Genomic DNA, 24,964 nt, shown 5'->3' with positions numbered 1-24,964 from the left:
ACAACGCCGGTCCGCGGTCGGAGCAGTCCGACCGCGGACCGGCCACCTGCCGATCCAGCCGTCCCACCCGACTGGGCGATAGATACCCCCAGGGGTATAGTCGGAGACGGGTACCCGATCGGGAGGGCATCTCCGCACCGCGACCGGGTAAGCCATCCGCTGGAGACGAGCTATCGAGGAGCTGGGCATGACAGTGCAGGTGTCGGTCATCACGACGTCGTCCCTCGGCGACCGCAGCTACCTGGTCTCCGACGGCCGGGTGGCGGTCGTGGTGGACCCGCAGCGGGACGTCGACCGGGTGCTGTACCTCGCCGGTGCGGCCGGTGTGCGGATCACCCACGTGGCCGAGACGCACCTGCACAACGACTACGTCTCCGGCGGACTGGAGCTGGCCCGGCTGACCGGAGCGCGTCACCTGGTCGCCGCCGACGACGAGGTCGATTTCGACCGCGTACCGGTCCGCGACGGCGACGTCATCGAGGTGTCGGAGGCGCTGCGGCTGCGGGCCGCGGCCACCCCGGGCCACACCTTCCACCACCTGTCGTACGTGGTCGACGAGGCTGTCGAGGGTGGCTGGACGCCGGTGGGGGTCTGCACCGGAGGGTCGCTGCTGTTCGGCACCACCGGCCGCACCGACCTCCTCGGTGCGGAGCACGCGCACGAGCTTGCCCGCCGGCAGCACACCTCGGCGAAGCGGCTCGCGGACCTGCTGCCCGACGGGGCACAGGTGTGGCCGACCCACGGTTTCGGCAGCTTCTGCTCGGCCAGCCAGGCCGACGCCCCGGACTCGACGATCGGCCGGGAGAAGCAGGTCAACCCGGTGTTCCGGTTGGCAGCTACCGAGTTCGTCACCGAGACCCTGGCCGGCCTGGACGCCTACCCGGCGTACTACGCGCACATGGGGGTGGCCAACACCGCCGGCCCGGCGCCGGTGGACCTCACCCCGGTGGCGCGCGCCGACGCCCGGCAACTGCGGGACCGCATCGCCGCCGGGGAGTGGGTGGTCGACCTGCGGCATCGCAAGGCGTACGCCGTCTCCCACCTGGCCGGCACGGTGAGCCTCGGTCTCGACGGACCGATGGCGACCTGGCTCGGCTGGCTGATCGACTGGGGCACCCCGGTCACGCTGCTGGCCGAGACGCCCGAGCAGGTCGCCGACGCCCAGCGCGAGCTGGTCCGGATCGGCATCGACAGGCCCGCCGCCCAGGCGACAGGCGCTCCCCGGCAGTGGGCGGACGAACCCACCGAGCTGCGGGAGCTGCTCGTCGCGGACTTCCCGGCGCTGGCCGCCGCGCAGGCCGGGAACCCGCCGGCCGGGCTGCCCGCACCGCAGGTGGTCCTCGACGTGCGGCTGGGCAACGAGTGGCGGAACGGCCATGTCGACGGTGCGGTGCACGTGCCGCTGCCCGAGCTGCCCGGCCAGCTGGGCGACATCCCGGCCGGCACGGTCTGGGTGCACTGCGGGTCCGGCTACCGGGCCGCCCTCGCCGCTTCCCTGCTGGCCAAGGCCGGGCGCGACGTGGTGCTCGTCAACGACCTCTTCGACCACGCCGACCCGGCCGGCGTACGCCTGAACCGCACCGCCTGACCGCACGTCGGCGGGGGTCACCCCGGCGGCCGTGAGCAGCCGGCCGGCCTCGGGGTCGTCGGTCAGCAGCCACCGGTACGGGACCAGGTTGCGGGCGAGGAAGTCCCGTACCGTGAACGACTCGGCCGACCAGCGGTGCCCGACCACCCGGATCTCGCTGGCTCCGGCGGCCGGGCTGGCCGCCCACGCCTCCAGCAGCGAGTCGACCACCGGGTAGAGCTTCTCCTCCGGCGGGTGCCAGGGTTTGAGCAGGTAGTGATCGAGGTCGACCAGATTGATCGCGTCGATCGCCGCACCGGTGTCCGCGTACGCGGTCAGCAGCACCCGGCGGGCGGCGGGCGATCAGGACGGGCCACCGAGGGCTGCCGGGACGGCCCGGAAGACGACAGCCACGCTGAACGACACCCCGTCGACCTGGTACGCGTAGCAGCCCGGGCCGCTGACCGTCGTGGTGGCCGGCAGGTCGCTGTCCGGTTGGCTCAGCACGGCGTAATGCCCGTCGTCGCGTGGTTCACCGGTGTAGGAGAACTTCACGGTCGCGCTGCCCGGCGCACCGATCCGGGCCGCCCGTACCAGCACCGGCCCGGTGTAGCCGGAGCCGATCCACCGGACCTTCTTCGTGTACGTGCCGTCCTGTTCCCGGTCCTCGTCACGCAGTTGCAGGGCACCGTCGACGAAGTAGTCGGCCACCGGGTACAACGGGCCGGGGCCGAGCACCCGGGACGCCTGGTCGGTGTCGGGCCAGGGCCGGGGCTCGGTGACCGGGCAGGCGTCGCCGGGCCCTGCGCTGGGCAGCCGGAGCGGCGGTGCCGTCCAACCCGCGGACGGGGCCGGTGGTACCGGCGAGACCGAGGCGCCGGCCGGCGGCGACACCGGGGCGGCGTCCGGCGACGCGCCGTCACAGGCCGCCACGCTCGACGCGAGCAGCACGACGGCGCTCATCCGGGCCCACCGCATCATCTCCGCAGTATCAACCGCCTTCGTCGTTCGCGCAGCCCCGGTACGGCCCGACGCTGCGGTTGTCCGGTTGCCGCCTCCGGTCACCGGCCCAGAAGATCGACTACCCGCGTCGCGCCCGCTCCAGCAGTGCCCGGCGCTCGGCCTCACCGTGCACCCGGTCCGCCGCGGCACGGAACAGCGCCGCCGCACGGTCGCGGTCGCCGTGTCGGGCGACGAGATCCGCCTCGACCGCCAGGGTCAACGGATAGCTGTCCAGCCCACCACCGGCGCGGGCCTCGGCGAGCAGGGCGAGCCCGGCCGTCGGCCCGTACGCGTACCCGTGCGCGACGGCCCGGTTCAGTGCGACCACCGGGGTCGGCTGCACCTGGGCGAGCTGGTCGTAGCAGTCGGCGATCCGTCGCCAGTCGGTCCGCTCGGGACTGGGCGCGGTGGCGTGGCATGCCGCGATCCGGGCCTGCCACGCGTACGGGCCGGACTGGGTCAGCCCACCGAGCAGGCGGTCGGCCTCGGCGATGGCCACGTGGTCCCAGCGGGACCGGTCCTGTCGATCGAGCGGAACCAGGTTGCCGTCGGTGTCCCGTCGGGCGGCCCGGCGGGAGTGCTGCAACAGGCACAGCGCCAGCAACGCCTTCGCCTCCGGCTGCTCCGGCATGAGTCGGACCAGCAGCCGGGCCAACCGGATAGCCTCCTCGGCGAAGGCCGGTTCGCCGTCCGCGTCGTATCCCTGGGTGAACAGCAGGTACAACACGCCCAGCACCCCGGGCAGCCGCTCGGTCAGAGCGTCGCCACGGGGTACCCGGTAGGGGATGCCCGCCTCGGCGATCCTCGCTTTGGCCCGGGTCAGCCGCCGGGTCATGGTGGACTCGCTGACCAGAAAAGCCCGGGCGATGTCGGCGGTCGGCACCGCGCAGATCGTCCGGAGCGTCAACGCGATCCGCGCCTGCGGCGCGAGCGCCGGGTGGCAGCAGGTGAAGATGAGCCGCAGCCGGTCGTCCACCACCTCCTCGTCCGGTACCGGATCCTCGGTGGCGGCGGTCAGCGCCAGCACCGCCAGGTCACGCAGCTTGCGCCGCTCGACCGACGCCCGACGCACCACGTCGAGCAGCCGGTTACGGGCGACCGCCATCAACCAGCCCGCCGGGTTGGTCGGCACCCCGTCGACCGGCCAGCGGTCCAGCGCCCGGGCCAGCGCCTCCTGTGTGCAGTCCTCGGCCAGCGTCCAGTCACCGGTGATCCGGATCAGGGCAGCCACGATCCGCGGGTACGCCTCGACGGCGGTGGCCGCGACGGCTTGCGCCGCCGCGGCCCGTCCGACCGCCGTGCCCCCGTTCTCAGCATGTCGCCGCGCCGCAGCGCCGGCTTCGCCCAGCGCCGGCGACACCACGTTCTCGGCGGCCGGATCCGTCACTGCTCGAGTTCGGCGAACGGACGAAGTTCGATCCGCCCGGCCCACGCCATCGGATGCGCCCGGGCGGCCTCGATGGCCTCGTCGAGATCGACGCACTCCAGCAGGTCGAAGCCGACGATCATCTCCTTGACCTCGGCGAACGGCCCGTCGGAGACCAGCAACTGGCCGTTGCGGACCCGTACCGTGGTGGCGGCCGACGCCGGTGCCAGCTGGGCACCCTGGAGGCGGCGGCCGGACGCGTCGTTCTCCGCCACCCACACCTCGACGTCGGGGTGGTTGCTCGGCTCCGGGTCCGGCTCGGTGTCGGTGCAGACAAGCATCAGGTACTTCACGTCAGTGCCTTTCCGTTGATTCGTCAGGATCTGTGGTTCCACCGACATGACGAACGGCGGACCCGGCATCCGGACAACCGAAGGGTGTCATCTTTCGCGCGGATCCGCGGTCGGGCAGGTCCGCCGGAGCGGTGGCAGGAACGGCCGCCGCACCTTTCATCTGCTGGGTCGACGCGCACGGCGGGCCAGCGTGTCGCCGTGCGCGATCAGGATCAGCAGTCCGGTGATGCGCCGCGAGCACTAACCTCGGGGCGATGCAGCACACCCCCGACGGACGGGCCACCCTCACCACTGCCGAACGCGCGATCGATGCCCGCTTCCGCGCACGGCTGACCCGGCTGCCGCGGCACGGGCCGGCCGGTTGGCTCACCGAATTCGTGGTCTTCGGGCTCAAGCAGGCATGGGCGTGTGTGTTCGGCGCCGCCATGCTGGCGATCCTCTGCGCGGCGCACCTCTGGTACCCGGACGACGCCGCGCTCGCTCGCAACGATGCCCTCACCGTCGCCGCCGTCGCCATTCAGATCGCCATGGTGGCCGGGCGTCTGGAGACCCTGCGCGAACTACGGGTGATCGTCCTGTTCCACCTCGTCGGCACGGTGATGGAACTGTTCAAGACCCACATCGGCTCGTGGACCTACGAGCCCGACGGAGTGCTCCGCCTCGGCGGGGTGCCGCTGTTCAGTGGCTTCATGTACGCGGCGGTCGGCTCCTACCTGGTCCGGGTGAACCGGCTCTTCGACCTGCGCTTCACGCGGTATCCACGGCGCCTGTTGACGGCCCTGGTGGCGACTGCGATCTATCTCAACTTCTTCACCAACCACTACCTGCCGGACGTGCGGTGGCCGCTCATCGCGGTTGTCGCGCTCGTGTTCGGCCGCTGCGTCATGCATTTCCGCATATTCCGGGCGCGGTGGCGGATGCCGCTGCTGCTGGCCTTCGTCCTCGTCGCCTTCTTCATCTGGCTCGCGGAGAACATAGCCACCTGGTCGAACGCGTGGCTCTACCCGAGCCAGGTGGACGGTTGGCATCCGGTCTCGCTGACGAAGCTGGCGTCGTGGTTCCTCTTGATGATCATTTCGGTGGTGCTCGTCACCTGGATCTCACCGCCACAGCCGCCCGATGACGACCGGCAGCCGCCCCGTGGCACCGATGCGACGGTCCCCGGCACGGTGCCGGTCGGCCAGCGGGAGCGGCGCCAACCAGCGCTCGACCAGCTCAGCCCTGGCGGCTCTTCCACTGCGGGTTGAGCCGGTTCACCACGACCACCCGGCCGCGTCGGCGCACCACTGTCGAACCCGGCTTCCGCTTCAGCGATCGGAGCGAACTACGTACCTTCATGTCCGTTACTCCTCGACTCGGGCCGTACGTCGTACGCAGGAGAGAACGTGGACCGCCGGGGCGGGATTCCCCGCCCGGGTCACCGGCCGGCCGGAGCCGTCGGTTCGACCGCCAGCAGGGCGGCGAGTTGCCGCAGCACCTGGGGTCGGGCCCGGTAGTAGACCCAGGTTCCGCGTCGTTCGGAGTCGACCAGACCCGCCTCGCGCAGCGTCCGCAGGTGGTGCGAGATCGTCGGCCCGGTCAGGTCGAAGGCTGGAGTCAGGTCACAGACACACACCTCACCGCCCTCGGCGGAGGCGATCATCGACATCAACTGCAGCCGAACGGGATCGCCGAGCGCCTTGAACGCGGGCGCCAGCGCGGCGGCCGCCTCACCGGGCACCCGCTGCTGGGCCAGAGGTGGGCAGCACGGCGCGGCGGTGAAGTCGAGGGAAAGTGGTGCCGCCTGCTTCGACATGCCCCTAGGTTGACATCTGTCTAAGCAGCGTGCAACTCTCTGTTTCGAAGAGAATCGAGACAGCCCCGGTACGCCGCGCTGTTTCGACAACCATCAAATGCAAGGAGTATGTGATGAGCGACCTGGACCAGCTACCCGTCGCCGTCATCGGTGCCGGGCCGGTCGGCCTAGCCGCCGCCGCCCACCTGCACGAGCGTGCGCTCCCGTACACCGTCCTGGAGGCGGGCGACGGTGCCGGCGCCGCCGTACGGCAGTGGGCCCACGTGCGCGTCTTCTCACCCTGGCGGTACAACATCGATCCGGCCGCCCGCCGCCTGCTCGACGAGGCCGGCTGGGTGGCACCCGACCCGGACGCCCTGCCGACCGGCGCCGAACTGGTTGAACACTATCTACAGCCCCTCGCGGACCTGCCGCAGCTCAAGCCACAGCTGCGCTACGGCGCCCGGGTCGCGGCGATCAGCCGACTCGGCTACGACAGGCTGCGCACGACCGGTCGGGAATCCGCCCCCTTCCTGCTCCGCCTCACCGACGGCCGGGAGATCCTCGCCCGAGCCGTCATCGACGCCTCCGGTACCTGGGACACCCCGAACGTGCTCGGCGCCTCCGGCCTGCCCGCGCAGGGCGAAACCGACGCCGCCGCCCACCTGGAGCACGCGCTGCCCGACGTCCTCGGCACCGACCGGGTCCGTTTCGCCGGTCGGCACACTCTGGTCGTCGGCGCCGGGCACTCCGCCGCCAACACCCTGCTCTCGCTCGCCGAACTCGCCGCCACCGCACCCGGCACCGAGGTCACCTGGGCCATCCGCGCGCTGTCGCCGACGCGTACCTACGGCGGCGGCGACGCGGACGCGCTACCCGCTCGCGGCGCGCTCGGCTCCCGGCTGCGCACGCACGTCGACGCCGGCCGCATCCGCCTGCTGACCGGTTTCTCCGTCCACGCGATCACCCCCGCCGACGGCCGGGTCGCGGTGATCGTCCGAGGCGGTGACGGCAGCCAGGAGCAGGTCACTGTTGATCGGATCGTCGCTGCCACCGGCTTCCGGCCGGACCACACGATCGCCGCCGAGCTGCGCCTGGATCTCGATCCGATCATGGGTGCCACCCGCGCTCTCGCTCCGCTGATCGACCCCAACGAGCACTCCTGCGGCACCGTTCCGCCGCACGGCGTCGATGAGCTCGCCCACCCGGAAACCGGCTACTACGCCGTCGGCATGAAGAGCTACGGGCGCGCGCCCACCTTCCTCATGGCCACCGGCTACGAACAGACCCGATCCGTGGTCGCCGCCCTCGCCGGCGACTGGCAGGCCGCCCGCGACGTACAGCTCGAACTGCCCGAGACGGGGGTCTGCAACAGCAACCCGGTCGACTCGGTCACCGGTGACGACTGCTGCGGCCCAGCCCCCGCCGCCACCGGCAAGGGCCTCGCCACTGGCATCAGCGGCGGTCTGCTCAGCGCACCGCTGCACCTGGTCGGCACCGACGCGCCGGCTACCGACCGGACCGGCGGCTGTTGCGGCGGCTGACGGCGGCCGACGAGCCGAGCGCCGCACGGACGATGTGCAGGGCCTGCTCCGCTGAGGGAAGGCCGGACTCGCTCACCACCCGGCCGTCCACGATGATTGCCGCGTACCCGGTACCCCGGACCAGGTCGCGCAGCAGGGCCCGCCAGGGCCGCCGGTGCCGGCGACCGTCGCGCACGATCGCCGGCAGCAGGAACAGCGTGTTACGTGGGTCGACGATCTCCACCGCGACCTCGGCGGGCAGACCGGCGCGTACCACCTGGTAGACCTCGCCCAACGGGCGCTTGTCGGCCCGTTGCCGAGCCAGCGCGGGATCCTCGTGCCGGCCCTCGACGCAGATGCCGAGCGCGCCGGTGCAGCAGCCGGAGCCGGCCCCGGCGGCGTCCCACGGTCGGATCAGCAGGACCCGGTGCCGGGCCATCAGCGACGATCGTCGGTGGCGCCGGCACCGGCTGCCGGCTCGGCGCCGACGGGCTGCTGCGACGTGTCGCCCGGCTCGGATTCGCTGGCACCGCTGCTGTCCGGTCCCGGCCCGGAGTCCGCTGCTGACTCGACGGACTGGCCACTGGCCCTACGCAGCGCGAGCACCGCCTCCACGATCAGCCAGAGCGCGAGGACGAAGATGATGGCGTCCAGCGGTGCCAGCACCCACTCGTCGGCCGCCACGAACTCGCGCAGCTGCACGATCAGCGCCCAGGTCGTCATCACCAGCAGGAAGACCAGCGGCACGACGACCGCGACCGGGTTACGCCGACGGCGCAGCACCCAGACCGCGATGACAGCCAGGGCGAGGCCGGCGGTGAGCTGGTTGGTGGTGCCGAAGAGTCGCCACAGCACCCCGAAGGTGTAGCCGGCGTCCCCGCCACCCGGCAGCAGGGCGAGCGTCAGCGGTGCGGCGATCGCCAGCAGCCCGGCCAGGGTCAGGTGACGGGACAGCCGCCGCCAGCCGACCAGCTCGGCGATCTCCTGCACGATGTAGCGCTGCAACCGGACGCCGGTGTCCATGGTGGTGGCCGCGAACGAGATCACCACCACCGCCGCGAAGACGGTTGCGAGCTGGAACTCGATGCCGAGGTTCGTGGCGAAGCTGGCGATGCCGTTGACGAAGTTGCGGGTGGCGCCGCCGGACGCCTCGGCGTAGCTGGCGTACAGCCCCTCCCACTCGGCGCGCGTGGCGGCCACCCCGGCGGTGACCGCGATGATCGACCCGAGGGCGAGGCTGCCCTCGCCGATCGCTCCGGCGTAGCCGACATACCGGGCGTCGGTCTCCTTGTCGAGCTGTTTGGAGGTGGTGCCGGAGGCCACCAGTGAGTGGAACCCGGAGATCGCCCCGCAGGCGACGGTGATGAACAGGAACGGGAAGATGCTCGGTGAGCCGGCCGGTACGTCGTTGAACATCGGTGCCACGATCCGGTCCATCCCGACCAGCACCCCGGCGAAGATGACAGCGATGGCGATGAACAGCTGGTGCGAGTTGATGTAGTCACGCGGCTGCAACAGCAACCACACCGGCAGTCGCGAGGCGATGAACGCGTAGACGAAGAGGATGATCACCCACAGGTCGCGGGTCCGTTCGAAGCCCAGCGCGTCGGCCAACCCGGTGATCTCGATCGGGTAGAGGTTGCCCACCCAGATCAGGAAGTAGAGCGCAGCCACGCCGATGAGCGACGGCACCAGCGCCGCGCTGCGGGTGCGGTAGATGTACTGACCGATCGCGATGGCGAGCGGAATCTCCACGAAGATCGGGATGACCGCGCCCGGGTACGCCACGAGCAGGTTGCCGATCACCACGGCGAAGACCGCGTTCACGAGCGTGAGCAGGAAGAAGATGATCAGCAGGAAGAGCGTCCGGGCCCGTTTGCTGATCACGTCCGCGGCGAGGGTGCCGATGTTGCGCGCCCGGTGCCGCACCGAGACCGCGAGCGCCCCGAAGTCGTGTACGCCGGCCGCGAAGATGGTGCCGAACACCACCCACGCCAATGCCGGTCCCCACCCCCAGAAAACCGCGATCGCCGGGCCGACGATCGGGGCTGCTCCGGCGATCGAGGTGAAGTGGTGGCCGAAGAGCACATGTTTGTTGGTGGGGACGAAGTCGACTCCGTCGGAGAACCGGTGCGCCGGGGTGATGTAGGCGGGGTCCAACCCGTACACCCGGTCGGCGAGGTAACGCGAGTAGTACCGGTAGCCGAGGGCGAACATCGCCATGACCGCGATGACGACGACGATGGCGGGCATACGGCTGCCTCCTTGCGGCCCACCTGGGCGGGCGCTCGCGTGCAGATCCCGAAACCTGCCGGTAATGTAACGGGGATCACATTCCAAGGTCAACCGAACGGCTCGGATCACATGGACGTGGGTACGGATGTTCGCCGCGCGATCCAGGCTGCCACCGTCGGCGAGTTGGCCTGGCTCGACCGGGACGGCCGGCCTCAGGCCCGGCCGGTAACTCCGCTGCTGCTCGGCGACCGACCCGCTGTCGCGTTCCCGTACGCCGAGGTCGGTCTGGCGCGCGGGCTGGCCACCGCTCCGGTCGCGGCACTTGTCGTCTCCGACGACCGGCTCGCCGGGCGTGGCTGGCGGCCGGTCGCGGTGGCCGGGCAGCCCCGGCTGACCGAGGATCGCGACGGCGCGCTGTTCACGGAGCGGTTGCTGGATCAGGAACTGCGCAAGTACCCACCGGCACGGGCGCTCATCGACTCACCACTGCTACGCCGGGAGCACTGGTGGTATCTGCCCCGCCTGATCGTGGCGCTTGAGGTCGTTTCGGCGACCGAAGTCGGTGCCCGCGTCGGCGGTGCCGGCGAGGTGCTGGCGGTCGTCCGAGACGATCAGCATCTGTACGTGGACTCGGTGACACGGCGCGACCACGAGGGGGCCGAGCCGGTCCGGGTGCGGAGCCTCACCGGACGGCTGCCGGCCAACGGGCCCGCGGTGCTGCTGGGGCACGACTTCTCCGCCCCTGACCTCGAACGGTGGACCCCGTGGACGACCCGGGGCGAGCTGACCGACGGGGTCCTGGCCGTGACGGCGGCACCTGGCCGTACCGCCCTCGCGCCGCCGCTCGGGTTGTGGCGACGGCTGACCCGTCAGCGACGGCTCGCCCGGGCCTGCCAGGACGCGCTCAGCCAGAACATGTAGTCGTTGTCGACCGCGACGGGGTGGGTGCGCTGATGATCATGGCACCAGCGGGACGGCGGCGGCGCCGACGATGGCGCGGTGACCGTCATTCTGTACGTACCCGATCACCATGGCGCGGCGCCTATCGAGATCCACCGGAACCGCAAGCTCGACCTGGCCGAGATCCCCGTCGATCCTCCCCGACGCGAAGGCGCGGACCACGGCGTCCTGGCGCAGCCGCCGCCCGGCGTTCTCCCCTCGGGGGACGTCGTTCTCCAGACCGCGCTCCACGACCGCCATGTTGATCGTTCCGAGCGCCGGCACCCGCTCGACCTGGTATTCCACCGCGAGCCGGCGCGTCTCGTCGCCGTCCGTTTCGGCCACCGACAGGGTCAGTGGTGTGATCGCCGCCGTTGCCAGAGCGGACTCGATCGCCGCGGACGCCTGCCCGCGGTCGGAGCCGACGAAGTCGGTCGTACCGTTGACGATCATTTGCGGGGTGTACAGGCCGCCGGACCCGAAGGCCCGGGCGTAGTCCTCCTGGCGCCGGGTGTGCGCCCCGTCGGCGTACGGGTCGGCCCATCCGAGGTGATCCCAGTAGTCGACGTGGAAGCCCAGCGCGTACACGGGTCGGCCCCGTTCCCGAGCGCTCTGGTCGATCTCGGACAGCACCTCCTCGGCGGGAGGACAACTGTTGCATCCCTGGGAGGTGAACATCTCCACGACGGCGAAGCCGCCGTCGGTCCGGTCGCTGCTCGATCTGCTGGGCGAGGTGTCCGTCACGGCCAATCCTCCTCGGCGGTCCGGCTGACGGTGACCGCCTTCCCGTTACGTCCGCGACCACGCCCGGCCGGTCGAGACAGAGCGGCAGGCGATCTCCTGATCATGCTTCGCCGGTGACAACCGGTTGGCGACCCGCTGCGATCCTCGCGCCGCCTGCACCGTAAGTCCGTATCCGCACCTCAATCGGCACGGGCCAGGCACCCGCCCCGACCCCTTCCGGAAAAGATTCACATGGGTGGATACGATGAGTACCATCGCGGTTGGGAGCCGCCAAGCCGTGGCAGACAGCGCAGTCACCTGCCTGCCTTTCTTGAGATCGTCATGTCGATCGACGCATTCCTCCCGGGATTGGGCACCCCGCGAGTGACACCGGCGTCGGCGGATCAACTGGAGCAGCAATGAAACTCGCACGAACAGCACGGCGCCTGGGACTCGGCGCGGCCTCCGTGCTCGTCGCCGCGTTCACCATGGTCGTGGTCAATCAGCCTGGCCCGGCCTCGGCCCACGGGTCGGTCACGAACCCGCCGTCGCGCAACTACGGCTGCTGGGAGCGCTGGGGCGGCGACCACCTCAACCCCGCCATGGCCCAGAGCGACCCGATGTGCTGGCAGGCCTTCCAGGCCAATCCGAACACCATGTGGAACTGGAACGGCCTGTTCCGCGAGAACGTCGGCGGCAACCACCAGGCCGTCATTCCGGACGGGCAGCTGTGCAGCGGCGGCCGCACCCAGGGCGGGCTGTATGCCTCGCTCGACACGGTCGGCGCCTGGACCGCCAAGCCGATGCCCAACAACTTCACCCTGACGCTCACCGACGGTGCCCGGCACGGTGCCGACTACATGCTCATCTACATCACCAAGCAGGGCTTCGACCCGACCACGCAGCCCCTCACCTGGAACAGCCTGGAGCTGGTGCTCCGCACCGGCGCGTACCCCACCACCGGGCTCTACGAGGCTCAGGTCAACGCGGGCAACCGCACCGGGCGACACGTCGTCTACACGATCTGGCAGGCATCCCACCTGGACCAGCCGTACTACATCTGCAGCGACGTGACTTTCGGCGGGGGCAGCAACCCGCCGCCGACCACGCCGCCGCCCACCACCCCGCCGCCCACCACCCCGCCGCCCACCACGCCCCCGCCCACCACGCCCCCGCCGACCACCCCGCCGCCGGCCGGTAACGGTGCCTGCACCGCCACCTACCGCAAGACCAGCGAGTGGCCCGGTGGCTTCGGCGGCGAGGTCACCGTCCGCGCCGGCAACACCGCCATCTCCGGTTGGACGGTGAGCTGGACCTGGCCCAACGGCCAGAGCATCACCAACTCCTGGAACGCGACGGTCACGTCCAGCGGGTCCTCGGTCACCGCCTCGAACGTCGGCCACAACGGCTCCCTGAGCGCCAACAGCAGCGCCACCTTCGGATTCAACGGCTCCTGGAACGGCACCAACGGCACACCGACACTCTCCTGCACCTCCCGGTAACAGCCGTCAAGCGGGGGGTGGCGCGCCTACCAGCGCCACCCCCGGCACTTCGCCCTCGGTACCCGTCCCGGTTGGTCTGTTCCGCCGGACGGGGGACCTGCCGCTTCCTTCCCCAATCCGTCCTCGCCGGGAACATCAGCCACGTACCGTCGAGGCAGGCCGGCCGTCCCACGACGCTTGATGGGCGGGGACGGAGGACCAGTCGACCCTGCCGTCGCGGACGACTGCGCGCCGCGACACGAGGACGAGGCATGACATCGGAACCTGATGTGCGGCATCAGCGGTGAGGTGAGGTTCGACGGCACCACGCCGGACGTCGACGCGGTGCTCCGGATGACCGAAGCGATGCGGTCCCGGGGCCCGGACGGCGAGGGCCTGTGGAGCGATGGCTGGGTGACCCTCGGGCACCGCCGACTGACAGTCATCGACCTGTCCGACGCGGGCGGCCAGCCCATGGTGCGAGAGGATCTCGGCCTCGCGCTGGTCTTCAACGGCTGCGTCTACAACTACCCGCAGTTGCGCGAGGAACTGCTCGACGCCGGGCACACCTTCCACTCCACAAGCGACACCGAGGTGATCCTGGTGGCGTACGCCCAGTGGGGTGAGGACTTCGTCGACCACCTGGTCGGCATGTTCGCCGTGGGCCTGGTCGACCGCATCCGACGTCGGCTCGTGCTGGCCCGGGACCGACTCGGCGTCAAGCCCCTCTACCTCGCCGAGACGCCGGGCCGGCTGCGGTTCGCCTCGACGCTTCCGGCGCTGCTCAAGGCGGGCGACGTGGACACCAGCGTCGACCCGGTGGCGCTGCACCACTACCTGTCGTGGCACTCGATAGTGCCCGCACCCCGCACCATCCTGCGCGGTGTCCGGAAGCTACCGCCGGCGACCGTGCGGGTCGTCGAGGCCGACGGGCACAGCCGGGAACGGGTCTACTGGCGGCCCGGCTACGCCCGGCATCCCGACCACGCCGGCTGGGACGACCGGGACTGGCGGGCCGCGATCGGTGACGCCCTGCGTACCGCCGTACGACGACGGCTCGTCGCCGATGTGCCGGTAGGTGTGCTGCTCTCCGGCGGGCTGGACTCAAGTCTGATCGTGGCACTGCTCGCCGAGGCCGGGCAGCAGCACCTGCGTACCTTCAGCATCGGCTTCGACAGCCGGCACGGCGAGGCCGGCGACGAGTTCCACTACTCGGACCTGGTCGCCCGTGCGTACGACACCGACCATCTCCGCATCCAGCTCTCCAACGACGACCTGGTGCCCGCCGTCCGCAAGACGATCGAGGCCATGACCGAGCCGATGGGCAGCCATGACGTGGTCGCCTTCCACCTGCTCTCCGAGCAGGTCGCGGCACATGTCAAGGTGGCGCAGTCCGGGCAGGGCGCCGACGAGGTGTTCGCCGGGTACGGCTATCACCAGCCCCTGACCCAGGTGCCCCGTGCCGACGCCGCGCGGACCTTCACCGCCGCCTTCTTCGACCGGGACCACGCCGAGCTGATCCGGGTGGTGAGTCCGGCGTACGCCGTCGACGTCGATGCCAGCCGGGATCTGGTCCTCGCGGAGCTGAACGCGCCGGGTGCGGACACCGCCCTCGACGCGGTGCTGCGCCTGGACACCCACCTGATGCTCCCGGACGATCCGGTCAAGCGGGTGGACAGCATGAGCATGGCCTGGGGGCTTGAGGTCCGTACCCCCTTCCTCGACCAGGATCTGGTCGCCCTCGCGGCGGCCTGCCCGCCGCAGCACAAGGTCGCCAATGGCGGCAAGGGTGTGCTCAAGGAGGTCGCCCGCGAGGTACTCCCCGCCGAGGTGATCGACCGGCCGAAGGGCTACTTTCCAGTGCCCGCGCTGCGCCACGTCGACGGCCCGGTTCGCGACCTCGTCGAGGCGGCGCTGCGGACGCCGGCCGCCCGGGAGCGCGGACTGTTCCGGCAGGCGTACGTGGAAGAGCTGCTCGCCGACCCGGAACAGGCGCAGGCCACCGCGGGCAGCAACAAGTTGTGGCAGCTGGGCCTGCTCGAACTCTGGCTCCAGACCCACGACATCCGCTGAGGTGCTGGCCGCCGGCTCAGCCTGCGGTGGTCTCGGCGGCGAGGTGGTCGAGGACCGCGCGCACGTCGCCACCGGTGCGCGCGATGACCCGCCGCTGCCGGGTCGCACCGGTGCCGTCTCGGCGCAGCCGGGCCAACTGCTGCTGGACGTACGGCAGGTCCCCGTGCCGGATCAGCGCAGAGGTCACCGTGGTGAACAACTCCTCCACGAGGTCCCACGCCGGACGCGCACCGCCACTGCGCAGATCGATCAGCCGGCCGTCCAGCCCCTCGTGAGCAGCTCGCCAGTGGGCCGCCGCGAGCAGACAACTACGCAGGCGGGGTGCCGGAACGCCGGCACGCACCTGGTCGACCAGAGTGGCGACCAGGGCTCGCACCAGGGCCGCGACCAGCACCGTGTCGTCCACCCCCGGGCAGACGTCCCCGACCCGGACCTCAACCGTGGGATAGCTGGCGGACGGTCGGGCATACCAGTAGACCATCGCCGCGTCGAGCATGATGCCCGCGTCGACAAGTTCAGCCACCGTCGCGGCGTAGTCGCTGAACGAGGCGAAGTACGGGGTGGGCCCGATGCTCGGCCAGCGCTCCAGCTGCATGGAACGCCAGCTCGCGTGGCCGGTGTCGACCCCGTCGTGCAGCGGCGAGTTGGCGGTGAGCGCCTGCACCACCGGCAACCACGGCCGCAGGTGGTTGCAGACCTGCACCGCCAGTTCCCGGTCCGGCAGGCCAACGTGCACGTGGCAGCCGCATACGGCCGGATCGTGCGCGACCGGACCGAACCGGCGGGACATGGCGTGGTAGCGAGGTTCGTCCGGCACCGTCCGGTGCGACTCGTTGACCGGAGTGGCGCCCACCGCGACCAGCCGCGCTCCCACCGACCGCGCTGCTTCCGCGGCGGCACGCCGCAGCGTGGTCAGGTGCGTCCGCAGATCGGTCAGGTCGGCACAGACGGGGGTGACCATCTCCACCATGCTGTGCCGGAACTCCTGCCGGCTCTGCGCGCGGGCCGTCCCGTGCAGCGCTGTCAGCACCCGGTCAGCGACCGGCAGGCTCTCTCCCGTTTCCGGGTCCAGCAGCAGGAACTCCTCTTCCACCCCGATGGTCAGCCGCGTTGGCGCGGCCACCGCACTCACGGACGGCGCGGTGGACGGGTGGTTCGTCATCGTCGGCGTCCCCTCCTGCCGGCGACGGTCACCGCCGCCACGTTGCGGGACTTCCCGGCAGTGGCTCCGGCAAACGGCACCCACTGACTGACCGGGCGGGCCCGGAAGTACCGGGCCCGCCCGTTCCAGCTCCAGCCGGTCCGATCGCGAGGTGTGCCATCGCTCATCCGCTTCGGCGAGCGCCCTCAATCGCGAACGTCGGGCATTTCGAGCCGGATCTGTGTCGTGTCGTCAGCGTTGCAGGGTGAGTACTCCCGGGCGGTAGGGCAGCAGGCCGTAGTCGCCACCGGAGTTGGGGGAGCGTCCCTGGTAGAGCAGTTGCAGGTTGCAGGGGTCCACGGTCATGGTCTGGTCGGCGTTGGACCGGATCAACTCGCCGTGGCTGATGTCGTTGGTCCAGGTCGCGCCGCTGTTGGCCTTACCCGCGAACGGGTTGCTCTCGCTGGCCGCCTGCGGGGTCCACGACCCGCCCAGGCTGGTCGCGGTGAACGACCGGAAGTAACGACCCTGCGAACCGATCGCCTCGACCAGCATCAGGTACCGCTGCTGACCCTGAAGCTTGTACACCTGCACACCCTCGAACAGGTTGTTCGTGGTGTCAGTCATGATCGTCGTGTAGTTCGACCCGAAGCTGCCCGGGAAGTTCCCGATCGGCATGCTCGCCCGGTAGATCCGACCGTTGTCACCAGCGAAGAACAGGTACATGTTCTGGTCATCACCGATCAACGCCTGATCGATCGGACCAGTACCCGAATTCGAGATCGACCCCGTGAACAACGTCTGATGCGCCGACCAGCTGTTCACATTCGCCGGGTTCGTCGACGTCCGGTACGAGAACGCCGGACCACCCCACTGGTACGCCAACACCCACACGTTACGCGGAGCGAAGTAGAACAACGACGGCGCGACAGCCGAGAACGGCATCTGGTTCTGACTGGCCGAACCCATCTGGTTCCAGTTCGAGAACAACCCGAAGTTCATCGAACCCCACGACGTACCCGTGTCATGCGTGGTCGCGTAAACCAGATGCTGACCGTTGTACGGCGCGTGCGTGAAGTCCTTCAACGACACCCAACCGGACCTCGGCTGCGCCAACGCGCCCGTCGACGACCACCGGTACGACGACGGCAGATTGCAGGTGCCCGACGGCGGCGGCGTGGTAGGCGGCGGGTTCGTGCCGCCGTCGACGCGAACCAGCTGCCACTGCTGGTTGGCACCGTTCCAGTCGTCGTACTGCACGATGTTGCCGCCGTCGGCGGTCGAGGCGCCCTGCACCTCCATCACCTTGTTGCTGTTCCGGTTGATCAACCGGACGTAGCCGCCGTCGGAGTCGGCCAGCCGGAACTGCTGGTTCGTCCCGTTGTGGTCGGTCCACTGCACGATGCTGGCACCGTTGGCGGTGGAGAAGTTGTAGACGTCCAGCACCTTGTTGGACAGCCGCGACTTCAGCCGGTAGTAGCCGCCGCCAGAGTCCACGAACTGCCACTGCTGCTGGTTACCGTTGTTCCGCGACCACTGGGTGATCCGCGCACCGTCGTTCGTGGCCAGGTTGTACACGTCCAGGGCCTTGCCGCTGTTGCGGTTGACGAGCACATACCACGCGTTCGTGTCGACAGTCGCCGCAGCGGCGGGTGACGACACCGCCACCGCTGCGGCACTACCGGCCACCACCGCCGTCACACCGGCAGCGGCGACCCGCAGCAACCACCTACGCTGCCGCGTGGGCGGCGCAGGAGATGGAGACCTACCAAAGGCAGACATGTTCCTCCTTCAATGACCGAGAGCCGACCGGCGCACCCGAGGGTGGGCGCGCCATCAAGCGTCCGTGTCGCCTGGTGTTAGCGCTAACATGGATGTCCGCATGTCCCCGCACACGCCTGGTCCACCGGCCCGACGAAGCAGGCTTGCCCGGTAAGCCGTAGGCATCGCCGTCCTTGACCATCGACTGTGGGCGATAACATGCCGTTCGTCAAGTCGAAACTTTCCGGAATCATGGGCCCGCGACGTACCCGAATTATCAGACACGTGCCTGGTCGTCGCGTTCATCCGACCACCCTCAGCAACCACCCAGCGCACCCAGCGCTGCGAACCCTGTGGCGGCGCGCTGGACGGCAGATGATGGCGCTAACATCGATGGTTGCACATGACCGGCGCCGCGTTGCGGCTCGCCGAGCCGGCCGAGCCTGACCGTCGGCGAACCGTGCTGGGGCTGGCGGCACCCGCCGGGCACGTTCTACGAAGCCCGGCCCAGCACCTTCCCCAGCAGACCCGACAGCTGACGCTGCTCCTGATCGGTAAGCAGCCCGATCCGCTCGGACGGGAACTCGAAGGCCCGCCGGACGGCACGTTGCACGTCACGCCCCGCCGGCGTCACCGACACGCGCTTTATCCGCCTGTCGTCCGGGTCGGACACCCGGGCCACCAGGCCGCGGGCTTCCAGCCGGGTAACGAGCTGGGTGACGTTCGAGGCGTCGCACAGCAGCTCAACGGCGAGTTCTCCCATCGAACGGCTGCCTCCGGAGAGATGTTCGAGCAGACACGCCTGTGCGGCGCTGAGCCCGGCGACCTGCGCCGCCCGGTCGTAGGCCGCGTCGTAGGCGAATACGAGATCCCACACCTGCCGGGCAAGGGTGTCCGCCACCTCGGTCATGGCCCGAGATTAGTTGACTCGCTCAGATAACGCTGCTTTAGTGGAGTCGATGAACTTTAGCCACTCAACCAAAGGGAGCGACCGGACGTGACGAATCGGAGTTCGACGGGGGCCGACCCGACCCGCGTGCTGGTGACCGGGGTCCGTGGAAAGACCGGGCTGGCGCTGGCCAGACTGCTGGTCGAGCGGCCGAGCATCGACGTGCTCGGCGGCAGTAGCAACCCGGACTCGGTCGACATCGGCGGCGTACGGCCGATCGCCTTCTCGTGGGACGACCCAGCCGGATGGTCGGCGGCGACCGACGGCGTGGACGCGATGTACATCGTCCGACCGGATCGCGCGGACGCGCCGGACCTCATCGGCGCACTACTCACCGAGACGCCCTCCCGGACCCGGATCGTCCTGTTGTCCGAGCAGGACGCCGACTACATGGGAGCCGACGGATGGGCGCCGCGCGCTGAGCGCGCGGTACGCGACAGCGGGCACGCCTGGACGATCCTGCGGCCCAGCTGGTTCATGCAGGTGTTCACCGACCCGCGCTTCTACCGCGATCAGATCGCCCAGGGGGAGCTGCCGTTCTCCAGCGGTGGCGCGAGGCTGGCCTGGATCGACGCCCGGGACATCGCTGCGGTCGCCGAGCGGGCGTTGCTGGACGAGGGGCACGCCGGCCAGGTGTACGAGCTGACCGGCCCGGAGGCGCTCTCCCTGCCGCAGACCGTCGAGCTGCTCTCCGCCGCGGCAGGGCACACCGTGACCCTCCGGGAAATGACGATCGACGAGGTCGTCGACGGGACCACCGGCTTCGAACGGGAGCTCTTCGCGCTTACCTTCGAGCGCGTACGGGCGGGCAGTTTCGCGGCGGTCACCGACTCCGTCGAGCGGGTGACCGGACGGCCGGCACGGACACTGCGGGCCTTCCTGTCCGACGCCGAGTCGCCGTTCGGGCGGGCGGGCTGACGTCGACAGAGCCTTGGGTCGGCACCTGGCTGAGCCGTACCCGAAGTTCTCGGCGGCAAACGTCGAGCGGCGAAGCTCCGCCTACCGTCACGGTCACGGGCAGAGACCGTCATCGGTTCGTCGTGTTGTCCGCCTTGGCCGACGGGTAGGGCAGTCGTAGCAGACGAGTCCCCTGAAGGAGTCAGCCATGAGCCATCCCTGGTTCTTCCCCCACGACCTGCCGCCGCTGTTCTACGCCGAGCCCACCAACGAAGACACCCGACTGGCCTGTCAGCTGCTCACGACGATGCAGCAGGATCCGCGACTGCGTCACGAACGCATCTGCATCGAGGTGCAGAACCGGGTGGTGGTGCTCGACGGCACGGTGAGCACGGCCGAGGTGAGCGCCGAGGCGCACGCCCTCGCCTGGCGCACACCGGGCGTGCACGACGTCAGCAGCCGGCTCCGCCACCTGGGCGGATGAACCTGAATCGCAGCGACGTGGCCGGATGGGCTCCCGTTCTTTTGCGGATCCCGTGTCCGGGTATGTCGTCACGATGGTGCTGAACAATCCGGCCGACCTGGCACGCCTGCTCGTGGTCGCGGCGATCATCTATCCGGCACTGGTGGTGATCCTGCGGGTTTCCGGCAAGCGGACGTTGTCCAAGCTGAACGCCTTCGACTTCGTGGTCACGGTCGCGCTGGGCTCGACGCTCGCGACGATCCTGCTGTCGCGGGACGTATCGCTGGTGGAGGGAATCCTCGCCCTGATCCTGCTGGTGGCCTTGCAGTACGCAGTCGCACTGCTCGCCGTACGCTGGCCACCGTCGCAGAAGGTGCTCAAGGCCCGGCCCACCATGCTGCTCCGGGACGGGCAGCTACGAACTGAGACGTTGCGGTCCACCCGGGTGGCGGAGAGCGAGATCCGCCAGGCCGCCCGCAGCCAGGGCGCGGGCGACCTCCACGACCTTGCCGCCGTCATCTTGGAGACGGACGGCAGCCTGAGCATCATCACCCGCGGGCAGCTCGGTGACGGCAGCACCCTCGTCGACGTACGCGACGAGGGACGGTAGCCGGCCGGTCACCCTGGTTGCGCCGCACAGCCGGCGTCAGCCCTCGATCGGCGGGCGGTCCATGTTGAGGTGGAAGGCGCGCTCCTCGGCCTCCTGGCGGGCCGCGATGAAGTCGCGCTGCCAGTCTTCGGCACCGTCCGGGATGCGGGCCACCACGTGCTCGCCGTGCACCCGCCCGTCCGCGTCGGTCAGGGTGACCCCGACGACTGTGTGCCCACGTCCCGGTATGGCGTAGTGGCGCACCGCCCAGCGGGCGGACGCCTGCGCGGCATGGCGTCGGCGTCGGGCACCGCCGGTCAGGACCACGGACACCAGTAGGACGGCGGCCAGCACGACGATGGAGATGGCCAGGAACGCGATGATCCGCACCCGCCCGAGGCTACCTCGCCAGGTGCAGGCGCTGCCGCTTACAACAGGTCATCAGCCCATCCCGGGCGGACCCGCTTCAGCTCCGGCCCGGAAGAACCTTCCGGGCCGGAGCCGAAGCTGTGCCTGACGCCGTGGATCAGACGATGTTGATGTCGCTGCACCACATGTAGGTCTGGTCCATGTGCGACGCCTTCCAGATCACGAAGAGAACGTGCTGGCCGCTACGCCCGGACGGAATCGAGACGTTGAACGAGATGTTCTGCGTCGGCGCGTAGCGCCCGGTCTGCAGGATCTGGTCGATGTTGCCCCAACCGACGCGCTGTGAGTTCGGATTGAACCCTTGCCGGGTGACGTAGACCCGGAAGAAGTCAGCGCCGTGGCTGGCCTGGTCGTAGAACCGGAGCGTGAAGTTGCGGCTGACGTTCGTCGCCTTCCAGGCCCCCGGCTGGTTCACGGTGTCGTTCCTGGAGAGGGCGTTGCTGCAGAGCTGTCCGTCGGGCGTACGGGCCTGGAACTGACCACCGAGGCCGTCGCGCAGCTGGCTCATCCAGTTCCACATCGTGTCGGGGTTGGCCTGGAACGCCCGGTAGCACATCGGGTCCTGCGTCTGCATCGCCGGATCCATGTGCCGGTGGCCCCAGTTCTGCCAACACTGGTAGGCGCGGGTCGCCGGGTTGATCACGGTGCCGTGGGCCTGGGCGGCACCCGTCCAGGGCAGCATCGCCGCCACCACGGCGAGGGACAGGACCAGTACCCGGACGGCTGGCCGGGATCGCCGGCCGGACTGGTGGGGATGGTGTGAACGCACGGTACGTCCTCCATTTCTGAGGCGCTCACCGGGACGGGTTTGGGAGCGCTTCCAGCGAGTATCACACCATTCGGACAAGATATCAATGATCGTCTATTGATATCCGTTGTTCAGATTCGCCGGAGTCACCATCTTGATCAGCACGTCACGCCGCCCCTCGAATGTCCAGGAACGGCGGTATTCATTGATCGACAATTGGCGTGACCGCCGGAACGGTTCATGCCCAGGCGACGGCCGGGACGCCGGTCAGCGGGCCAGGACCTGATCGGGGCTGCGCTGGGTCGCGTCGCGAACCTCGCCGACGAGCTTCTCCACCACGTCCTCCAGGGCGGCCAGACCGAGGAGTTGGCCTGTCGAGTCGACGATCGTGGCGAGGTGGGCGCCGCGGTGCTGCATGACGGTCAGGGCGTCGCGCAGCGGCCGTGCCGCGTCCAGGGTGGCGAGCGGACGGATCAGTGCCGGGTCGAGCGGCTCGTGGTGCTGTTCCGCTGGCAGTCCCAGGATGTCCTTCACATGGACGTACCCGGTGAGCTCGCCCTGCGGGTCGGTGAGCGGAAACCGGGAGAATCCGGTTGCCGCGCACTGACGTTCGAGCTCTGCCACCGTGGTGTCCTGCGGCAGGGTGACAAGTGATGCCAGCGGAAGCGCCACGGTGGCGGCGGCCTGGTCGTTGAAGGCCAACGCACCGGTCAGCAGATCGTGCTCGTGCTGGTCGATGAGCCCTTCCTGCCGGGACTGGGCGATGAAACCGCTGATCTCCTCATTTGTGAAGCTGGAGGCGACCTCGTCTCTCGGGGTGACCCGGAGCAGCCGCAGCACCGCGTTGGCGATCCGGTTGAGCAACCAGATCAGCGGGCGGAGAACGGTGACGATGCCGTAGAGCACCGGTCCCAGGACCAGCGCGGAGCGTTCCGGACCGGCGAGGGCGATGTTCTTGGGCACCATCTCACCGAGCACCATGTGCAGAAACACGACGACGGCCAGGGCGATGGTGAACGCGATGGGGTGCAGCAGCGCCTCGGGCACGCCAGCGGCGGCGAAGGGCCGCTCCAGCAGGTGCGCCACAGCGGGTTCACCTATCGCACCGAGACCGAGCGAGCAGACGGTGATACCGAGTTGCGCGCCGGCCATCATCAGCGAGACGTTCTCCATCGCTCGCAGCGTCACGCGGGCGACGGACGAGCCGGCCGCCGCGCGGGGCTCGATCTGCGTACGGCGGGCGGAGATCAGGGCGAACTCCGCCCCGACGAAGAAGGCGTTGCCGGCCAGCAGCACCACGGCCAGCAGGATCGCGGTGACGTCACTCATGACCGGGTTTCCTCGCTGAGCTGGTGGTCGGCGTGGAGGCGCAGGGTGAGTCGGTCGACCCGGCGGCCGTCGAGCCGGATGACCGCGAGTTCCGCCTGGGCAGAGGTGGGCAGGCCATCGGCATCGGGATGGTTCCGGTCGGCGACGGACACCGTGATGGTGTCGCCGACCTGCGGGAAGCGGCCGAGACGCTCGGTTACCAACCCGCTGAGGGTGTCGGTGTCCCGCGCCTCCGGAAGGTCGAGGCCGATCAGTCGGGACGCCTCGTCAGGGCGCAGCAGACCGGAGAGCGTCCAGGTGCCGTCAGCGGCCCGGTGGTGGCGGCGGTGGGGTCCGTCCTGCTCGTCCGTGATCTCACCGACGATCTCCTCGACGAGATCCTCCAGGGTGACCACGCCAGCGGTTCCGCCGTACTCGTCGACGACGGCCGCCACCTGCAACCCGTGCCCGCGTAGTACCGCCAGCAGCGGGTCGAGCGGCACGGTCTCGGGCACCTCGGGAAGGTCCACCATGATCGCCCGGACCGGACGGGTGGTCCGCTCGGCGGTAGGCACCGCCAGGGCGTGCTTGAAGTGCACCACGCCGACGACGTCGTCCACGCCGGCACCGGTGACCGGGAATCGGGCGTGGCCGCTTTCTGCGGCGAGGGTCAACACCGTTCCGGCGGGCGCGTCGGCGGGGACGAACTGGACCCGATTACGCGGGGTCATGACGTCGGCCGCGGTGCGCCCGCCGAAGTCGATCGAGCGCGCCACGAGTTCCGCCGTACGTGCGTCGAGCGTGCCCTCCCGGCCGGACCGAGTGACAAGCGAGGCGAGTTCCTGCGGAGAACGCGCCGAGGCCAGTTCCTCGGTGGGCTCGATGCCCATCAGGCGCAGAATCCGATTCGCCGTGCCGTTGAGAAAGCGGATCAGCGGCCCGGCGGCGGTGGTGAAGCCACGCTGTGCTCCCGCCACGGCGCGTCCGACGCGCAACGGCTCGGCGATCGCCCAGTTCTTCGGTACGAGCTCACCGAAGACCATCTGGAAGCCGGTCGCCAGCGCCAGCGCCAGGATCACCGACAGGGCGGCGACCGCCGAGTCGGACAGTCCGGTCATTCCGAGCGGGCCACGCAGCAGCGTGGCCAGCGACGGTTCGGCCAGGAAGCCGACCACCAGGCTGGTGACGGTGATGCCCAACTGAGCCCCGGACAGTTGGGTGGACAAGGTCCGCAGTCCCTTGAGCAGTCCAGCGGCCTTGCGGTCGCCAGCCTGCGCCCCGCGCTCGACCGTTGCCCGGTCGACCGTGACGAAGGCGAACTCGGCGGCCACGAACAGCGCGTTCGCCGCGATCAGCAGGACCGCGACGGCCAGCAGCAGCCACTCCGTCACCGGCGGACCCTCTCTCGATCCTCGGGCTGCTCAGTACTGGGAGGTTCACCGTCGCTGGACATGCCGGCCAGCGTAGGCAGGCATGCTGGGACGTTGCTGTGTGCCCGCGCCGTGCCGATCTGACCACCGCGATTGACAGGAGTGCCGGGCTCGATCCCGGTGGCGCGGAGTGCCGTCGCGGGCCGGTCGGGTCGAGTGCCGAGGCGCGGGCCGCAGCCCCCTGCGGGGCCGTGACCAGGAGCAGCCGATCCC

At 70.0% G+C, this 24,964-nt stretch carries 24 protein-coding genes; 9 read left to right on the top strand and 15 right to left on the bottom strand.

The window, feature by feature from the left end; translation table 11 throughout:
• Positions 1–187 precede the first annotated feature (187 nt).
• Positions 188–1,588: an MBL fold metallo-hydrolase gene (locus CLT74_RS23110; protein ID WP_099848789.1), complete on the top strand. Its 1,401-nt coding sequence runs from the start codon at positions 188–190 to the stop codon at positions 1,586–1,588.
• Between the two features lie 342 nt (positions 1,589–1,930).
• Here CLT74_RS23110 and CLT74_RS23100 read toward each other — a convergent pair whose 3' ends face one another.
• From CLT74_RS23100 to CLT74_RS23090, 3 genes are all read right to left on the bottom strand, one after another.
• Positions 1,931–2,530 carry a hypothetical protein gene (locus CLT74_RS23100; RefSeq protein WP_143697199.1) on the bottom strand — a complete coding sequence of 200 codons (600 nt, stop codon included), beginning with the start codon at positions 2,528–2,530 and terminating at the stop codon, positions 1,931–1,933.
• Positions 2,531–2,648: 118 nt separating this feature from the next.
• On the bottom strand, positions 2,649–3,956 hold the full coding sequence (locus tag CLT74_RS23095; RefSeq protein WP_486582545.1) for an RNA polymerase sigma factor: 1,308 nt from the start codon (positions 3,954–3,956) through the stop codon (positions 2,649–2,651).
• Positions 3,953–4,288, bottom strand: a complete 336-nt coding sequence (locus CLT74_RS23090) for a YciI family protein (RefSeq protein WP_099852684.1) — start codon at positions 4,286–4,288, stop codon at positions 3,953–3,955. The genes CLT74_RS23095 and CLT74_RS23090 overlap by 4 nt, the downstream gene beginning before the upstream one ends.
• A gap of 254 nt (positions 4,289–4,542) precedes the next feature.
• Here CLT74_RS23090 and CLT74_RS23085 point away from each other — a divergent pair, with 254 nt between their 5' ends.
• Positions 4,543–5,535, top strand: a complete 993-nt coding sequence (locus CLT74_RS23085) for a DUF817 domain-containing protein (RefSeq protein ID WP_099848785.1) — start codon at positions 4,543–4,545, stop codon at positions 5,533–5,535.
• Here CLT74_RS23085 and CLT74_RS23080 read toward each other — a convergent pair.
• Both CLT74_RS23080 and CLT74_RS23075 read right to left on the bottom strand, forming a co-directional pair.
• Entirely contained in the window at positions 5,504–5,626 is a 123-nt protein-coding gene (locus CLT74_RS23080) for a 50S ribosomal protein L36 (protein ID WP_099848783.1), read from the bottom strand. The genes CLT74_RS23085 and CLT74_RS23080 overlap by 32 nt on opposite strands.
• A 79-nt stretch (positions 5,627–5,705) precedes the next feature.
• Positions 5,706–6,083, bottom strand: a complete 378-nt coding sequence (locus tag CLT74_RS23075; RefSeq protein WP_099848781.1) for a metalloregulator ArsR/SmtB family transcription factor — start codon at positions 6,081–6,083, stop codon at positions 5,706–5,708.
• Between the two features lie 113 nt (positions 6,084–6,196).
• On the opposite strand from CLT74_RS23075, the gene CLT74_RS23070 reads away from it, so the two are divergent.
• Positions 6,197–7,606 carry an NAD(P)-binding domain-containing protein gene (locus CLT74_RS23070; RefSeq protein ID WP_099848779.1) on the top strand — a complete coding sequence of 470 codons (1,410 nt, stop codon included), beginning with the start codon at positions 6,197–6,199 and terminating at the stop codon, positions 7,604–7,606.
• On the opposite strand, the gene CLT74_RS23065 is transcribed toward CLT74_RS23070, so the two are convergent.
• Positions 7,572–8,024: a hypothetical protein gene (locus tag CLT74_RS23065; RefSeq protein ID WP_099848777.1), complete on the bottom strand. Its 453-nt coding sequence runs from the start codon at positions 8,022–8,024 to the stop codon at positions 7,572–7,574. The two genes, CLT74_RS23070 and CLT74_RS23065, sit on opposite strands and share 35 nt — an antisense overlap.
• Positions 8,024–9,838, bottom strand: a complete 1,815-nt coding sequence (locus tag CLT74_RS23060; RefSeq protein WP_099848775.1) for a carbon starvation CstA family protein — start codon at positions 9,836–9,838, stop codon at positions 8,024–8,026. Before CLT74_RS23060 ends, CLT74_RS23065 begins: the two co-directional genes overlap by 1 nt.
• 111 nt (positions 9,839–9,949) lie before the next feature.
• Here CLT74_RS23060 and CLT74_RS23055 point away from each other — a divergent pair, with 111 nt between their 5' ends.
• On the top strand, positions 9,950–10,741 hold the full coding sequence (locus tag CLT74_RS23055; RefSeq protein WP_099848773.1) for a hypothetical protein: 792 nt from the start codon (positions 9,950–9,952) through the stop codon (positions 10,739–10,741).
• 36 nt (positions 10,742–10,777) lie between these two features.
• Here CLT74_RS23055 and CLT74_RS23050 read toward each other — a convergent pair whose 3' ends face one another.
• A complete protein-coding gene (locus tag CLT74_RS23050) occupies positions 10,778–11,503 on the bottom strand; it encodes a DUF1223 domain-containing protein (RefSeq protein WP_099848771.1) in 726 nt (241 codons plus the stop codon).
• Positions 11,504–11,901: 398 nt separating this feature from the next.
• Here CLT74_RS23050 and CLT74_RS23045 point away from each other — a divergent pair, with 398 nt between their 5' ends.
• Both CLT74_RS23045 and CLT74_RS23040 read left to right on the top strand, forming a co-directional pair.
• The gene (locus CLT74_RS23045) at positions 11,902–12,984 is read left to right on the top strand and encodes a lytic polysaccharide monooxygenase (protein ID WP_099848769.1); all 1,083 of its coding nucleotides are present in this window, start codon (positions 11,902–11,904) and stop codon (positions 12,982–12,984) included.
• Positions 12,985–13,251: 267 nt separating this feature from the next.
• Positions 13,252–15,036, top strand: coding sequence for an N-acetylglutaminylglutamine amidotransferase (locus CLT74_RS23040; protein WP_099848767.1), 1,785 nt, complete (start codon positions 13,252–13,254; stop codon positions 15,034–15,036).
• Between the two features lie 16 nt (positions 15,037–15,052).
• Here the strand turns inward: CLT74_RS23040 and CLT74_RS23035 are convergent, their stop codons facing one another.
• From CLT74_RS23035 to CLT74_RS23025, 3 genes are all read right to left on the bottom strand, one after another.
• The gene (locus CLT74_RS23035; protein ID WP_099848765.1) at positions 15,053–16,198 is read right to left on the bottom strand and encodes a glutamate--cysteine ligase; all 1,146 of its coding nucleotides are present in this window, start codon (positions 16,196–16,198) and stop codon (positions 15,053–15,055) included.
• A 231-nt stretch (positions 16,199–16,429) separates the two neighbouring features.
• Entirely contained in the window at positions 16,430–17,959 is a 1,530-nt protein-coding gene (locus tag CLT74_RS23030) for a non-reducing end alpha-L-arabinofuranosidase family hydrolase (RefSeq protein WP_099848763.1), read from the bottom strand.
• A gap of 472 nt (positions 17,960–18,431) precedes the next feature.
• Positions 18,432–18,848, bottom strand: coding sequence for a MarR family transcriptional regulator (locus CLT74_RS23025; protein ID WP_099848761.1), 417 nt, complete (start codon positions 18,846–18,848; stop codon positions 18,432–18,434).
• A gap of 87 nt (positions 18,849–18,935) precedes the next feature.
• Here CLT74_RS23025 and CLT74_RS23020 point away from each other — a divergent pair, with 87 nt between their 5' ends.
• The 3 genes from CLT74_RS23020 (at position 18,936) to CLT74_RS23010 (ending at position 20,857) form a co-directional block, all read left to right on the top strand.
• Entirely contained in the window at positions 18,936–19,805 is an 870-nt protein-coding gene (locus CLT74_RS23020; protein WP_099848759.1) for an NmrA family NAD(P)-binding protein, read from the top strand.
• 187 nt (positions 19,806–19,992) lie between these two features.
• Complete coding sequence (locus CLT74_RS23015; protein WP_099848757.1) at positions 19,993–20,268, top strand: BON domain-containing protein; 276 nt, start codon at positions 19,993–19,995, stop codon at positions 20,266–20,268.
• Positions 20,269–20,320: 52 nt separating this feature from the next.
• Positions 20,321–20,857: a DUF421 domain-containing protein gene (locus tag CLT74_RS23010; protein WP_486582541.1), complete on the top strand. Its 537-nt coding sequence runs from the start codon at positions 20,321–20,323 to the stop codon at positions 20,855–20,857.
• Between the two features lie 36 nt (positions 20,858–20,893).
• Here CLT74_RS23010 and CLT74_RS23005 read toward each other — a convergent pair whose 3' ends face one another.
• The 4 genes from CLT74_RS23005 to CLT74_RS22990 form a co-directional block, all read right to left on the bottom strand.
• The gene (locus tag CLT74_RS23005; RefSeq protein WP_099848752.1) at positions 20,894–21,226 is read right to left on the bottom strand and encodes a hypothetical protein; all 333 of its coding nucleotides are present in this window, start codon (positions 21,224–21,226) and stop codon (positions 20,894–20,896) included.
• Positions 21,227–21,362: 136 nt separating this feature from the next.
• The gene (locus CLT74_RS23000; protein ID WP_486582540.1) at positions 21,363–22,034 is read right to left on the bottom strand and encodes a lytic polysaccharide monooxygenase; all 672 of its coding nucleotides are present in this window, start codon (positions 22,032–22,034) and stop codon (positions 21,363–21,365) included.
• Between the two features lie 246 nt (positions 22,035–22,280).
• Complete coding sequence (locus CLT74_RS22995; protein ID WP_099848751.1) at positions 22,281–23,342, bottom strand: hemolysin family protein; 1,062 nt, start codon at positions 23,340–23,342, stop codon at positions 22,281–22,283.
• A complete protein-coding gene (locus CLT74_RS22990) occupies positions 23,339–24,712 on the bottom strand; it encodes a hemolysin family protein (RefSeq protein ID WP_099848749.1) in 1,374 nt (457 codons plus the stop codon). The genes CLT74_RS22995 and CLT74_RS22990 overlap by 4 nt, the downstream gene beginning before the upstream one ends.
• Between the last annotated feature and the right edge of the window lie 252 nt (positions 24,713–24,964).

Source organism: Verrucosispora sp. CNZ293 (genome assembly GCF_002754655.1).
The sequence above is the reverse complement of the archived record's forward strand: the minus strand, read 5'-3'. Positions and strand labels throughout refer to the sequence as shown.